A 14,177-nucleotide genomic window follows, 5' to 3' on the forward strand; every position below is an offset into this window, starting at 1 on the left:
AGCCAGCGTGAGGTTGCCCTGTGCATGGTCGCTTCCGGATCCCTTGGCATCGCCGCCTCCAGCCTGCCGACTGACGGGCCCGACGCTGAAGTCGCCTTCGCGCGCGAAGCGGAGGCGGCGGGCTATTCGACTCTGTGGCTGGCGGGAGGCCAGGGCAACAACCTGCCCGTCATCGACCGGGTCGTCCGCGGGTCGGAACGTATCCAGGTCGCCAGCGGCATTCTCTCCGTGGATGTGGTGCCGGCCGGCGAGGTGGCGCGGACCTACGCGGATCTGGAGGAGTCCTTCCCCGGCCGGTTCGTCGTCGGCCTCGGTGGCGCGCACGGTGCCCGGCCGCTGCACACGATCAGCTCCTATCTCGACGTTCTCGACAACGAGAAGCCCGTGGTACCGGCGTCGGCGCGGATCCTCGCCGCGCTCGGCCCGAGGGTCCTGACGCTCGCCCGGGACCGTGCCGCCGGCGCCTATCCGTTCCTGGTCACCCCCGAATATGTCGCGCAGGCACGGGTGACGCTCGGGGCCGACCCGGCGATCGCCGTCCTGCTCAGTGTCATCCCGGAGAAGGATCCGGCGACGGCGCGGGCCATCGCCGCCGACAGCATCAGGTTTCTCAGCACCGTGCCCGGCTATCGGCGCAGTTTCGGGCGCATGGGATTCACCGAGCCCGAGATCGCAGGTCTCGATGCGAGGCTTCTCGACGCGGTGACAGCGTGGGGAGACCTCGACACCATCGTCACCCGCATCCGCGAATACCACGCCGCCGGCGCCGACCAGGTCGTTCTGCGGATCAGCGCGGGCAGCCAGCCCGCAGGCGTCTGGCTGGGCAGGTTCGCCGACGCGCTCCTTCCCTGAGCACCTGATCCGGTGGTGCGGGCTCAGCAGCGGTCAGCCCGTTTCAGGGCGACCAGCGCGGTCCGCAGCGTCGTGGCGGCGGCCGGGGCCGCGTTCGCGCCTCCGGTGAGATGGCCACCGGCGGGTGCCTTCAGGTAGACCGCCACCACGACCTCCGGCTCCTCGGCCGGGGCGAACGCCACCGTCCAGGCGTTGGTGTCGGGGTTGGCCGAGGGCGGCCCGGTCTCCGGCGTTCCGGTCTTCGCGGCGACCTGGGCGCAGGGAACGGCGGCCCCCTTCGCCGTGCCCGCGTTCACGGCCTCGACCATGCCGGTTCGGATCATCTCGGCGTTCTCCGGCGGGATGACCGGCCGCGACTGACCCGCGGGTGCCTTCCACAGGACGGAGCCGTCCCGCTCGACCTGCTCGACGATGTGCGGTGGACGCAGCTGGCCTCCCGCGGCGACAGCCGCGGCGACCAGCGCCATCTGCAGCGGCGTCGCGTAGACGCAGGCCTGGCCGATCGCCAGGTGCTCCGGCAGGCAGCGCTCGCCGTCGGCGGTGCCGGACTCGACGGAGGACACGTCGACGGACAGGCCGTCCAGGTCGCACTGGTGCTTTCCAATCGGCTCCAGCCCGAGGGCCCGGCAGGCGGACGCGGCACCCGACCTGTCCGCGGGCTGCCCGGCAGGCCTGTCGCCGGGCTGGCCACCAGGCTGGCCACCGGGTCTGTCAGCGGGCTGGCCACCGGGTCTGTCAGCGGGCTGGCCGCCGGGTCTGTCAGCGGGGCCGGGGCCGGGCGTGCTGAACCCGAAGGCGGCCGCCGCCTGGGTGATGCCTTCCGGGCCGATGTCCTTGCCGACCACGGCGAAGGCGGTGTTGCAGGACTGGCGCAGCGCGTCCACCAGAGCCGGGATCCCGACCATGTCCCTGTTGGGGCAGATGCTTCCGCCGAAGTTCCGCAGCGAATGGCCGTCCGGCAGGGGCAGGCTGCTGTGTGGCGCCAGGTGGTAGGCGTTCAGCCTGGCCGGGTCGATGGCGGCAGCGGTGACGATCTTGAACACCGAGCCGGGCTGGCTGGCGTCCCCGGTGACGGTGGTCGCGAGGTCGTCGTCGGCGGCGATGGCCAACACACCTCCGGTGCGTGGGTCCAGGGCGACGACGGCGCCGCGGGATCCCGGAGCGGCCTGCTTCGCCTCCGCCAGCGCGCGGACCGCCGCCTCCTGGATCTCGGCGTTGTACGACGTCCGCACGTCTGCGGGCTGGCATCGCTGCCCCAGCAGACCGCGCGGGCCGGCCAGGCCCTCCTCCGGCCGGGTGCCGCATTCGAGCTGCAGCGCCCAGGTGTTCTCCAGCCCGGTGCCGTCGGTGTCCTTCCTGGACGGCCGGAAATCACCGATCGGCAGGCCCGTGGACGTCCCGTGGCGGGTCGCGTCGACGCCGGACCCGACCGTTGCGGCGAGAACCATGCCGTCGGCGGAGAGGATCCGGCCCCGGTTGAACGTCGCCCGCTCGGTGCGGGCGATCCCGCGGCCGCGGTCGTGGTCGCCCAGCCAGGCGCCGGCGGTGATCAGCTGCGCGTTCAGCAGCGAGCCGGCGGTGAGGAGTGCCAGCAGCCCGGCGAGTGCCGGCGCCCGCCAGGTCAGCGGCGACCGACGCCCGGCCCTCGTCACGTGACGGCCGGCCGCGCCGCTCGGACCGGGAGCGACGGAACCGGGAACAGGGGCGGAAGCGGCGGCGGCGGAGGCGGCTGGCCTGGGGCCGGCGCAGCCCGCGGCCAGCCCCACGATGCCGAGCACCACCAGCATGGACGTCCCACCGGCCGAGAGCAGCGGGGTGGTGATGCCGGAGATCGGCAGCACCCTGGTCGTCGCCAGCGCCGGCCAGACGATGTTGGCGGCCAGCATGACGGAAAGCCCGACCAGCCAGGCCCGCAGCCAGGACTCCTCACCGGCCCGCCGGGCCAGCCGGAACAGCTGGATGAGCAGCAGGGCGTACAGGGCACCGGTCAGCAGGGTGCCGACGAGGCCGAGCTCCTCACCGAGCACGGCGAGGATGAAGTCGTTCTGGCGCTCGGTGCCGATGCTGTCCACCCGGCCGAGGCCCGGCCCGGCGCCGAGCAGCCCGCCGCGGGCGTAGGCGAGCAGCGCCTTCCCGGGCTGTTGCAGCGCCCGCCCCGAGCCGTGTTCGCCCATGTAGAAGGGGTCTTTCCAGAGGGCGAGCCGGTCGCCCAGCACACCGACGCCCAGCAGCATCGCGACCGCTGCCAGCACCGCGAACGAGGCGGTCGCCGCCGCGGCGTAGCGCCAGCGGCCGGTGAGGTGGACGACCAGGCCGACGATGCCGATGAAGAGCACCACCGCCGGCCCGAGGTCGGAGAGCTTGACGAAGAGCGCGGTGGCCACCATGGCCGGTACCAGCGCGTACTCGATCAGTGCCCGGCCGGCCCCGGGGGGCCGGTAGGAGCCGAACAGGCGGGGGGCGTCCGGCGGCGCCTTCAGCCGGAACGCGATCCAGCCGAGCAGGCTGAACCGGAACACCTCGGTCGGCTGGACGTGCAGCGGGCCCAGCGTGAGGCCGATCTGGGCGCCCCGCTCGATGGGTGCTCTCAGCGCCAGCACACCGGACACGACCACCAGGATGAGCAGCGCGTTTCCAGTACGCGCGTTCCGTCTGATCCACCGGTTCCGCGCCGGGCCCTCCCGGCGCCGGTCGGTCTGCGCGAGCGACCGGCCCAGGTGGAACAGCCCGACGCCGACGGCGACGGCGACCAGGTAGGCGCCGAGCGAGATCTGGTCCCCGACACCGACCCGCATCCGCAGGACGAACCCGAGCGCCGTGAGCGCCTGGACGGTGACCACCAGCAGGCCGAGGGCCGGGTCGCCGACGCGGCGGGCGCCCCGGAGCAGGAGCACCGTGATCACGGTGTGGAGGGCGACGGTGGCCACGGCCCACATCGGGTCCACCATGGCCGGCCGGTGCCACCAGAGGGCGAAGACCAGCGCGGCGAAGAACAGGCCCGGCCACGCGGCGCGCGAGGGCGCGACCGGGTCCCGCGATCGACGTCCGCCCACCGTGCCGAAACCCGTGGCGGCGGTGCTCACGTGAGCAGCGGCAGGAAGATCGCGATGACGAGGACGGTCGCCCCGGCCATGCAGAGCCAGAAGATCAGCCAGCTTCTCCGGCGCTCGGCGTCCTCGGCGCGCATCTGGTCAAGTGGGTCGGGCGTCTGCGGGGTTCGCCTCTGTCGGCCCGGTGCCCGCCTGCCCGCGAGGCCGCTGGCGGGCGGCGGGGCCGCAGCGGCCTTCCGGGCCGCGGGCGCGTGCACGGCCGGAGGAGGCATCGGCCGGGACGGAGCGGCCGGCCGGCTCGTCCGCGCCGACCGGGGCGGAGCGGGCCTGCGCGGCTGGCGTTGGCGTGGGGTGAGCGGGGGGTGGCCGAGCCGCGCCAGCCACTGGTCGACGACGAACGCGCTCAGCACCGGCTCGGCCGGCGGGGAGGTCGCCACGTCCCGCGCGACCGTCAGAAGCTCGGCGACCAGGCCCGGGGGGAGACCGTGCTGGAGGAGACCGCGCAGCTCCTCGGCGAACTGCCAGCCGCTGTCGGCGCGTGGATCTTCGAGCTCCGGCCGGAACAGCAGGTCGACCATCAGCCGGCGTTCCACGGCGGGCTCGGGCAGCAGCACGGCCCCCGGCAGCAGCACGGACTCCGGCAGCGCGGGCTCGGGCAGTTGCGCGGGCTCGGCCCACAGCGGGTCGAGCTTCGGGCCGACGAGGTGGCGGCGGATCTGCCCACGCGCCCTGGCGGGCTCGAGCACGCTGTCCGCGATGACTCGAGCGTCCCCGCCGTGCCCGAGCCGGTTGTTGAGCACGTGCAGCGTGACGGCCAGCGTGGTCGCCAGGGTTGCGGCGTCCGTCCCGGTGGGAAGCTGTTCGGCGACGCGGCCGAGCGGCACGCCGGCCAGCACGAGCGCGAGCACCACCCCGAACTCCCGTCGCTGCGCCGGGTCGGGCAGGCCGGCCGGCGGGTGGTTCCCGGCCCACGGGCGGTCCCGGTCGGGGTGGCCGGCCTCGGCCCAGATCCTGATGGCGGTCTGCGCGGCGCGCAGCCGGCCGGCGGCGCCCGGCTCGCTCGCACCGATCCGCTCCCACCAGCGTTCCACGACGGTCCGCACCGCGGCCGGACCGAGGCCGCATTCGCTCACCGCGCGCTGGATCGCGCGCTCGACGTTGCGATCGAGGTCGCCCACGCCCGGGTCGGGGCCGTCACCAGCGCCGGCCACGGAAGGCACGTCGTCCGACGCGGCGGCGAGGGACTCGTCGAGCACAGCCTCGACGAGTCGCTCACCGAGGATCGCCCACACGGGCTCGGCGGACGCCACCAGCACCGGGGCCGTCCCCATCCGCCAGCCGCTGCGCAGCCACCCGAAGCCGTCCGCGCGCAGGCGCCGTATCTCGTCACGCAGCAGCGCGGCGGTCTCCGGCCGCCCGATCTCGGCCGAGTCGCTTTCACCGCCGCGGCCCTGCAGCACCCGGCGCAGGGACCAGAGATGACCGGAGGCCGCCATCGGCGCGCTCGCGGCGCGGACGACCCAGGGCGCCACGGCGGGCAGCGAGTCCGGAAGCGGATCGGCGAGCGCGCGGGCCACCCTGGTCATTCCGCCCGGCCCGTACTCCCGGTAGGCCTCCACCAGCTCGACGGCGACCTCCGCGGCGGCGCCGAAGTCCTCCGGCGGCAGCGCGGACCCGTATCGCACGCGCAGCCGGGTCTGCTCGAAGTCGGAGTGGCTTGTGCGGTCGAGGAAGATGTGCCGCAGCGGGGACCGGCGCTCCGCCGTCTCGGCGGTGGAGAACGACCAGTCGTGGCCGGGCAGTCCGCCCAGCAGGTCGTCGAGAACCTCGACGAGGCCGAACATCAGCGGGTCGACCCAGCCCGGGTATCCGACGGCGCTGACCTGGCCGGCCGGGTCGGCCAGCACTCCGGCCACCAGCTGGACCAGGGGTTCGTCCAGCTCCCGTGCGGCCACGGCGAGCCCGCGCAGCGACGCCTCGACGTCCGGGGTACGCAGTCCCGCCGCGGACGTCGGACGTCGCAGCCGGACGGCGTCGACCTGCCCGGCGGCTGGTCCGAGGCCGCCGTGCCACCCCGCCCCGAACCAGCGCGGCCAGGCCCGCAGGGCGAGCGCCAGGCGTGGCGGCAGGATGTGCTCCGGGCCGACGAGGGCATGCGCGAGGACCGAGACGCGGCCCTGCGGGTCGAGCGCGGGGACCCTGCGGATGACCGCCGCCTCCCCCTCGGCCTCGTCCGGCCCGAAGCGCAGGTAGCACAGCGATCCGTCCGGTCCCTGCCCGGAGGCGGCGAGCACGGTGCTGAGCAGCCGCGTGTTCCAGGCCGCGAGTCGCCGCAGGTCCTCCAGCGAGGTCAGCGCCGGCCCGACGCCCTCCTGGCCGAGGGGCGACTGCTGGCCCGGCACCCAGTGGTAGACGATCTGATGGATCGGGTGCGGGTCGGCGGCGCTGCCAGGGCTGGACACGTCAGATGCCCACCTCTCCGGTCCGGTCACCGACGAAGACCGCGCGGTCGATGATGCCGGCCATCGCCAGCACCGCCACCAGCGGTTCCAGTACCCGGTTGGGCTGGACGCGGCGGCGGTAGTACCCGGGCCGGTCGAGGGCTTCCTCGGTTCCGGTCGCCGAGGCGAAGTGCAGGGTCGCCCGCCGGCATTCACGTACCGGCGCGAGCCAGGCCGTGGCGTTCCGGCTGTACAGCAGCCCGTAGGCGACGGTGCTCTCGTCCAGGATGTCGTCCAGGTCCACCTCGCCGCGGGTGCGCTCCCGGCGGTACCAGTCCTGGACCGGAGGCTGGAACCGCAGGACGTCCGACTTGTTCACGACGACGGCGGCGTCGATGTCGAACAGGCCGGTGCGCTGATCCATCCGGCCGACGAGCTTGAGCTTCCCGAGGACGGCGTTGAAGGCCTCGTCGTCGATCTTCCCCGGGCGGCCCGCCAGCCCGCTGTGGTGCGGGTCCACGACGAAGACCAGGGCCCCCGCGGCGTTCACGAAATCGGAGGAACGCCGGTTGCTGGCGAAATCCTCGCCCCGGATGTCGTAGAAGGTGACGAGACGGTCCCGCCGGGTCCGGAGATTGGTGATGATCACGGCGTCCACGAAGGACACCGCCTCGTCCTCCGGCGTCAGGGTGGCGGGCAGTACCGCCGACCTGCCCAGCAGCGGATCCACCTGGTCACGCACGTATTCGCGGTGCCGGCGCGGGTCGGCCACCGTCACCGACAGGCCGAGATCGTCGAGGCCCCGCTGGTTCACCAGCTGGCCTATCATCGCCGCCAGCAGGTGGCTCTTACCTACCGTCGTCGCCCCGACCATCCCTATGACGAACGGCTCGCCATACCAGCCGTAGGGGTAGAAGAGGTAGTGCGTCGGGTCCTTGAAGGGATTCGGGCACCGGAGGTATTTGCTTGCCAGCCAGGCCTGGAAACGCCGCCGGTGCTGGTCCTGGTCGTCCTCCCGGAAACTGCGCAGGAGGCTTTCGTCGACGGGCTCGTACACATCCCGTTCGGCGTCGTACTCGTAGAACTCGCCCTCGTACGCGTCCGGCCATTCATCGAAGACGTACAGGCAGATCGGGCATCGTACCTCAGCCACAGCTCTGTCCCCCGTTCCTCACCACCGCTAGAGGCTGCCCAGACCGACGATCACCACAAGCAGGAACACCACGATCGTGACGATGGCGACGATCACCTTCATGGCCAGATCACCCGAGACCGGGCCCGGTCCCGGTCCCGGTCCCAGATCCGGATACGGATCCGGTGGAGGCTGTCTGTGGGAAAGCGGCTCGTCGTGGGGTTGTTCGGGCCCGGGCCCGGGCCCGGGTTCGGGCCGGCGGCGGCTGTGGCCGGCCCGCCTGCGGCCCGGCGGAGGATACGACGGCGCAACCGGCGCCCGGCGCCATTCCTTGTCCTTCACCAGGCCGTTGAACCGGTCCCGCCCGGCCAGCATCCCCGCGGGGTCATACCGCGTCCGGTGCTCGGGCCGCCGTTCGCGCAGCCGCGCGAGCATTTCCGCCGCGACCACCGGGGAACCGGGCTCGAACACATCCGCGAAGAATCCCTCGGGAAACCAGGTCGAGATGTTCGGCTCGGTGACGGACGAGCTTCCACCGGACCAGTCCGGGACCGAGTCCGGGTACTGCTGGTCGCCTCGGGACCAGTAGCCGTCGGCATCAGGGCGCCAGCTGCGCAGCGACTCCGGCGGCTCGCCGGTCGCGGCGTGCAGGATGAGCCAGCAGGCGCGGGAGACGTCCTCGGTGAAATCGGCGATCAGGTCGGCGCGGGGCGGGTCCAGCGTGCTCCACGGCGGCGCTTCCACGTGCGGCCGGTGCGCCCCCGCCCAGCAGGCGTGGCTGAAGTCGAAGATGAGCGCGGTCTGGCCATCCCAGAGGATGTTCTCCGGGGTGAGGTCCCGGTGCACGATCTCGGCGGCCTGCAGCCAGTACAGCCCGTGGAACAGGCTGGCCGCGAGCCGACGGCATTCGTCCGCGCCCAGCGGACCCGCGCGCCGCAGCCGCCGCCCCAGCGTCTCGCCGTGGGACAGCGACGTCGTGAGGAAGAACGGGGCGTCGCCGTGCTCACTGAAACCGATCAGGCGGACGAGCTGGTCCGGGTACCGGAAGGGGCGGTGGCGGTCCGGGCGCGGCCCGTTGCGCTCCATGGCGTGCCAGAGGGTCAGCAGGATCTCGATCTCCGCGCGGAGATCCTCCGCGGCCTGCCCGTCGGCCGGGGAGACCCGCTTGCGGGCGACGGCCTGCGCCACACCGCCCGGACCGGGCAGCGTGCCGCGCTGCACCTGGTACGGAGGCCCGCTGACCTCGTCCTCGGGGTCGAACTGCACCCACCAGCTCCCCCGGGGGCCTTCCGGGGTGTCACCGTCGATACCGCCGGCAAGGCCGCTGTCAGTCATGGTCATGCACCGCCCACCAGGCGACGAACGCGACGTTCCCGAGCAGGAGCACCAACAGAGCCATCTGCATGATCAATTCTGCTCACCGGTGCCCCACGCTCGGCGCCGGCAACGCCCGCCCGGCCGTGTCGTCAAAGATGAACCAGCCCTGGTCCCAGAAGAGATTCAGCCAGGTGTGCCCCACCTGCAACGGGTAGCCCGGATCGCGGGGAGACAGCGTGACCTCCGCGACCAGCGGGGTGTCACCAACGACGGCCTGGTGACGCGGGTCCCGTGATGGGGTGATCGTGACCCGGCCGTCGGGATTGACGCGGACCTCGGCATGCGCCTCGGCGGAGATGTGCGAGTCGCGCCGGCGCGAGACGCCGAACACCAGGTCCCGGTTGATGACGGTGGCCGGTCCCAGCGACCGGGAGCGGTCCCGGCCGGAGTCCCGCGGGTCGGCGAGAAACGCCTGCAGGCCCCAGTCGGCCCGCGACTCGACCGTGAGCTGCGGACGGCCCTGCCGGACCCCGGGAGTGCCGTCGAGGATCACGGAGAAGTCGTCGTGGAACCAGACCTGTCGCCGGCCCTCCCGTTCGAGGGCGGCGGTGAGGACGTCCTGGACCGCCGGGCCCGCCTGGCTCAGCTCGAGCCCGAGAGTCCGTAACGACGTCTCGGCCCGCCTGGCATCGTCCGAGTTGAGCCGCACCCGCACCCGGCGGGGGGCGACGAGTGCCTCGCCGCAGGTCGCCCGCCGACTTTCGTCGAGTGTTCGCCAGGCGATCTGCTCCAGCACGTCAGATGAAGAGTGACCACGTGCGCTGACGGCCTTGTGCCTGGCCCATTCGCGTAAACGGTCCCATTCCGGCCCGAGTCTCACGCGCGCCTGTCCCCCATATACACAGCCGGCCCCCCGGTACACGAGCAGTGCAGATTGTCATCTTATGATGCGAAGATTACTCACAACAGTGAGGGTCCTGCGTCCGTCAGCACCCGGACAGCCGGCGGCAACGGCATCCCGGTCGCCGTCAGTAGCCGGGTTGGGCGTGACGATGATGGTAGATTTGCCCCGCCGCTGGCGGTTCTGCCCCAGTCGGTCACCGGATCGGGGGCGGTACGGGGCACATGAGCAGCATCACCAGCAGCAGTACGGCGGGAGCCAGCCCGAGGTCCGGCCATGGCGCCTAGCGGGTCGCCGGTCCAGCGGCGCATCGGGCTGTGGGGAGCCACCCAGAGCGGCAAGACGACCATGCTCGCCGCCCTGCAGATAGCCGCCGGCCAGCAGGTCCGAGAAGACCGCTGGATGGTCATCGGGGCCAACCCGGCGTCGTCGACGTTCCTGAGCCGAAACGTCGACGTCCTGACCACGGACAAGAAGTTCCCGGTGGCGACGGAGGCCGCCGAGCCGCTCTCCTGGCTCTTCTACCGCCCGGACCCGGCGCCACGCGGGCTGAACGCGTGGCTGCGCAGGCGGTTGCGGCGCCCGCTGGCCACCGGCCAGCAGGTGTTCGAGGTCAACACGCTGGACGTCGGCGGCTACATGTTCCGCAACCATCTCGGCGAGGTTCTCGACGACCCCTACCACGACTACTACGACGACGAGGACGAGGGGCTCCCGCTCTTCGACCCCGAGCAGACCGCGGGCGCGGACGCCGACGAGGTCATGCGCACCATGGCCGACTGCGACGGGCTGGTCTACCTGTTCGACCCGGTCACCGAGCACCGGGAACAGAACTCCTTCCAGTACTTCGCCCGGGTGCTCGACCAGATCGGCCGGCTGTCCCACGAATCCGGGCGGATCCGGAACGGACGGCTGCCGCACTACCTGGCGGTCTGCGTCAACAAGATCGACGATCCGGGTATCTACCGGGTGGCCAGCCAGAACGGCTACATGCTCAGCGGTGACAACGACCTGCTGCTGCCCGAGGTGCCCCGCGAGTACGCCGCCGAACTCTTCGAGCGGCTGTGCGACGGCCGGGAGGCAGGCGGCGCCGCCCAGGTTCGCCGGATCATCCGTCGGTTCTTCGACCCCGATCGGGTGGCCTACTTCGCGACCTCGTCCATCGGGTTCTATGTGCAGCCGGGCCGGCTGTTCCGGCACCGCGACAACCAGAACGTGATCTCCGGGCCGGACGGACGCCCACGAATCCGCGGCGAAATCCGGCCGATCAACGTGCTCGAGCCGTTCCTGTGGCTGGAGGACGAGATCCGGCGGAACCCGCTGCCACCGCCGATCATCCCGGAACCCGCGGAATCCCCGGAATCCTCGGAATCCCCGGAGCCGGACTCGGAGCTGGACTCGGATTTCTCGGACTTCACCCGGTCCGGCCCACCCCCAGACCTGTGAGGCCAAAGCTGTGAGGCCAGGCCTGTGAGGCCGACGCTGTGAGCCCGCCGGCCGCACCGCCCGGGCCGCCAACGCCGGGCGGGCCCACCCTGCGGGTCGGGTGGGCGCTCATGGGCAAGGAGCGCGGCGGTTTCACCGACTACGTCGTCCTCCGGTCGAACGAGGCCTACTTCAGCAGATCCGCCTACCAGACGATCCTGCACCGGTACTCCCCCGGAACACCGCCACACGCTCAGCGCACCAGCCTGCCCGGGTCGCTGCCCTGGGTGACGGTGAGCTACGCCCCACTCGGTCGCAACACCGGGCAGACCGTGCTCGGGATCGCCGAACGCACCTGGTCCGACGAGGCCGACGCGTCCGGGCGCCCGATCGCGCACACCCGCTACCTCTGCGTCCCGTTCAGCGCGCTCGCCGCCGCTCCGGTCTCCTACGCGGGCCTGCACACCGCTCTGGCCAGCCCGACGATCCAGCGCCCCATGCTCCAGCGCCCGATGCTCCAGCACTCGGCGACGGGAACCCAGCCCGCGGTGACGGCGACCGCCGTGGGCAGCCTGCCCGTCACCGTGCCGCGCCTCGACCCGGCACGGATCGCCGAAAGCCTGGCCACCGACGACGAGCAGTGGTTCTTACTGGCAGCCGAGGCCGCGGCGCTCGTCCTGGCCGGCAGGGTGGCCATCCTCGGTTTCCCGGCCCCCAGCCGCGACGAGCCGACCGCGCGGACGCGGCTGCGATTCCTCGACGCGGTAGCGGCGCTGCTGCCCTACGGCCAGCGGGCCCGGCTGACCGCCAGCACCTGGGCGGTCAGCGGCGCCGCTCACCGGATCCGGCTCGCCTTCACCGACCAGCCCCGCCAGGGTGACCTGGTTCTGCGCTGGCGCGACCCGCGACCGCGGCCCGCCCAGCTGCCGGGCCCAGCCGCCGACTACTTCGATCTGCTGCTGCGGCTGCGCGACCAGGCAGGCGGATCACTGGCCGCCCTCGTCACCCATCTCACCGGCTACCCGACCGCCTACCCCGCCGCCTGGCATCGACTCAGGGCGACCGCACGCGCCTACTTCCACCTGCACGAGATGGGCGGGGGCGACACCGCCGACGCGCTGGCCGCCCTGGTCGCCCGGCGGCTGGCCCCGGGCCGGTTGTTGCCTGACACCGCCCCGACGGACACGGACGCCGAGCAGTGGCAGGCCGTCCAGGAGAAGGCGGTGGAGGAGGTCGCCGAGCTGGTGCGCGCCGCCTGGGACGACGAGCGGCCGCGCGACGACGACGCGACGCGGAGGTTCAGCCGGCGGCTGCTCGCCGTGGTCGCGCAGGTGCCCCGGGACGACCTCGCCCTCGAGCTGATCCGCCTGGCCGTTCTCGACGACCTCGGCCTCGAGGGCGCCCTGAACACAGGCACAGGCACAGCCATGGACGCAGGAACCGCCGGCGAGCGGCAGGCGACGGCGTCGACGCGACGCTGGCTGCGCTGGCTGGAGGTCGCGCCCGAGCTCGCCGACCAGACGCGCCCCTTCCGCGCCGTTCTCGACGGCTCCCCCAACCCGGACGTCGTCGAAACGCTGCACGGCCGGGCCCGCTACCTGCTGTCGCTCTCCCAGCTCGCCCGGCTCCGCGGCACCGGCGCCGCCATGGTGGTCCTGCTGGATCCCTGGCTGTGGCAGACCGTCCCAGCCCTGTCGCCGCGGCACCGGCAGGACTGGGCCGCCGAGATCCGCGGCTTCCGCTTCGGCACCCCGAGCAGGGCGGCCCGCTACGACGTACTCCTGCTGATCCTGGGCGAAGCCCCCGGCAGGCCGTTGGGACGCCGGATCAGCACGATGGCGACGGACTACACGGCGGCGTTCCAGGAGCACTTCGCCACCCTGGTGCGGGAGCAGGGGGCGGATGGGCGGGTCGACCAGGCCCTGACCGCCCTGGCCCGCTCCATCCTCGACACCGGCTGGCCTCAGGACGAGGCGCAGGTGGACCTCATGCTCAGGGTGCTGGAGCAGCTCGTCCGCCTGGTCCAGGCCAACATCGACCAGCGTGATCGGCCACCCGGGCTGGCCGTTCTGATCAAGGTGGTCGGCCGTTTCCTGATCAGGAACCCGTGGGCCAGAAACCTGCCAGCCGGCCGGCAGTGGCGTATCTGGCTACCGAAAATCTGACCGGGAGACCTGCCGCCGAGGAGGCGGAGGCCGCGAGCGAACAACGGAGGATTCTGGTCGTTCCAACGACCAGAATCCTCCGGTCCAGTGTTCGTGCCCCGTTCCCAGGTGCAGGATCGAACCTGCGTTGACCCGCACAGGGAAGGTTGCTTCGTGCACGTTCAAAGATATGCCGCCAGCCATGTGACGCGGTCGCGGCCTCGCGGCCGTCTCATCGGCGCCGCACTGTTCGCGCTGACGGTGGCCGCGTTTGTGGGTTGCTCCGGGACCAGCGGCCCGACTGGTCCGGACTCCACGGCGCCACTTCCGACGGCCCGGACGCCCCAGGCGCATCCGGCCAGCAGCGAGGGCCTGCAGGCCATGTGCAGGTACGGCGGATACATACCGGCGATGCCGCCGTATACCGGGCCCGCGCCACATCCGATCGAAGGGCTCCAGCCTGGCCAGAACACCGGTGCCGTCGCCCTCACCTCCATTCTCTGGAGCGATCCGCCGGACGACCTTCGTGGTGCATTCAATGTTCTCACCCGCGATCAATCCGGTGCCCTCATCCCGGATCTCAGCCGGACACAGCTCGTCGCATGCGTCACCCGGACCGGTTCGTCTCCGTCCGGAATCGTGTGCGAGGACCTCGGCGGCAACGTTCGACTACTGCGCAGCAATTACCGGATGACGGTTCTGGAAGCTCACACCGGCAAAGTGGTCCAGGTCACCGATACGGGCACGGGGACCGATGACTGCCCGAGCTTCGCCTACGTCGACAGCACCGATCCCGCCGTGTTCACGAGCTTCGACGGAGGCCAGGCCTACGACGTGCTACGGCCGCTGGTGCTGTGGGGCGGAGTGACGGCCCAGCCCGCCGTACCCGGCACGACATGGACCGGCCGGGGCTGA

General features: G+C 72.3%; 9 protein-coding genes. 4 read left to right on the forward strand and 5 right to left on the reverse strand.

Features of this window, described 5'->3' with window-relative positions; genetic code table 11:
- Positions 1 to 24: 24 nt before the first annotated feature.
- A complete protein-coding gene (locus AWX74_RS09780; protein ID WP_091274008.1) occupies positions 25 to 852 on the forward strand; it encodes a TIGR03620 family F420-dependent LLM class oxidoreductase in 828 nt (275 codons plus the stop codon).
- Between the two features lie 23 nt (positions 853 to 875).
- On the opposite strand, the gene AWX74_RS09785 is transcribed toward AWX74_RS09780, so the two are convergent.
- The 5 genes from AWX74_RS09785 to AWX74_RS09805 all read right to left on the reverse strand — a co-directional run bounded on the left by AWX74_RS09785 (position 876) and on the right by AWX74_RS09805 (position 9,588).
- The gene (locus tag AWX74_RS09785; RefSeq protein ID WP_091274010.1) at positions 876 to 3,935 is read right to left on the reverse strand and encodes a penicillin-binding transpeptidase domain-containing protein; all 3,060 of its coding nucleotides are present in this window, start codon (positions 3,933 to 3,935) and stop codon (positions 876 to 878) included.
- Complete coding sequence (locus AWX74_RS09790) at positions 3,932 to 6,364, reverse strand: hypothetical protein (protein ID WP_091274012.1); 2,433 nt, start codon at positions 6,362 to 6,364, stop codon at positions 3,932 to 3,934. The genes AWX74_RS09785 and AWX74_RS09790 overlap by 4 nt, the downstream gene beginning before the upstream one ends.
- A gap of 1 nt (position 6,365) precedes the next feature.
- Positions 6,366 to 7,496: a hypothetical protein gene (locus tag AWX74_RS09795; protein WP_091274014.1), complete on the reverse strand. Its 1,131-nt coding sequence runs from the start codon at positions 7,494 to 7,496 to the stop codon at positions 6,366 to 6,368.
- Positions 7,497 to 7,523: 27 nt separating this feature from the next.
- Positions 7,524 to 8,810: a protein kinase domain-containing protein gene (locus tag AWX74_RS09800; protein ID WP_193209828.1), complete on the reverse strand. Its 1,287-nt coding sequence runs from the start codon at positions 8,808 to 8,810 to the stop codon at positions 7,524 to 7,526.
- Positions 8,811 to 8,892: 82 nt separating this feature from the next.
- On the reverse strand, positions 8,893 to 9,588 hold the full coding sequence (locus tag AWX74_RS09805) for a hypothetical protein (RefSeq protein WP_091274019.1): 696 nt from the start codon (positions 9,586 to 9,588) through the stop codon (positions 8,893 to 8,895).
- A 381-nt stretch (positions 9,589 to 9,969) separates the two neighbouring features.
- On the opposite strand from AWX74_RS09805, the gene AWX74_RS09810 reads away from it, so the two are divergent.
- From AWX74_RS09810 to AWX74_RS39925, 3 genes are all read left to right on the forward strand, one after another.
- Entirely contained in the window at positions 9,970 to 11,139 is a 1,170-nt protein-coding gene (locus AWX74_RS09810) for a hypothetical protein (protein WP_091274022.1), read from the forward strand.
- 38 nt (positions 11,140 to 11,177) lie between these two features.
- Positions 11,178 to 13,283, forward strand: a complete 2,106-nt coding sequence (locus AWX74_RS09815; RefSeq protein ID WP_091274024.1) for a hypothetical protein — start codon at positions 11,178 to 11,180, stop codon at positions 13,281 to 13,283.
- Between the two features lie 153 nt (positions 13,284 to 13,436).
- Entirely contained in the window at positions 13,437 to 14,177 is a 741-nt protein-coding gene (locus tag AWX74_RS39925) for a hypothetical protein (RefSeq protein WP_165615552.1), read from the forward strand.

The sequence above is a fragment of the Parafrankia irregularis genome (assembly GCF_001536285.1).
In the GTDB taxonomy this organism is placed as follows: domain Bacteria; phylum Actinomycetota; class Actinomycetes; order Frankiales; family Frankiaceae; genus Parafrankia; species Parafrankia irregularis.

What these genes read in the sequence shown, in the direction of transcription:
- AWX74_RS09780 (WP_091274008.1), top strand. Translation starts at nt 25, where the DNA reads ATGGTCGCTTCCGGATCCCTTGGCATCGCCGCCTCCAGCCTGCCGACT.
- AWX74_RS09810 (WP_091274022.1), top strand. Translation starts at nt 9,970, where the DNA reads ATGGCGCCTAGCGGGTCGCCGGTCCAGCGGCGCATCGGGCTGTGGGGA.
- AWX74_RS09800 (WP_193209828.1), bottom strand. Translation starts at nt 8,810, where the DNA reads ATGACTGACAGCGGCCTTGCCGGCGGTATCGACGGTGACACCCCGGAA.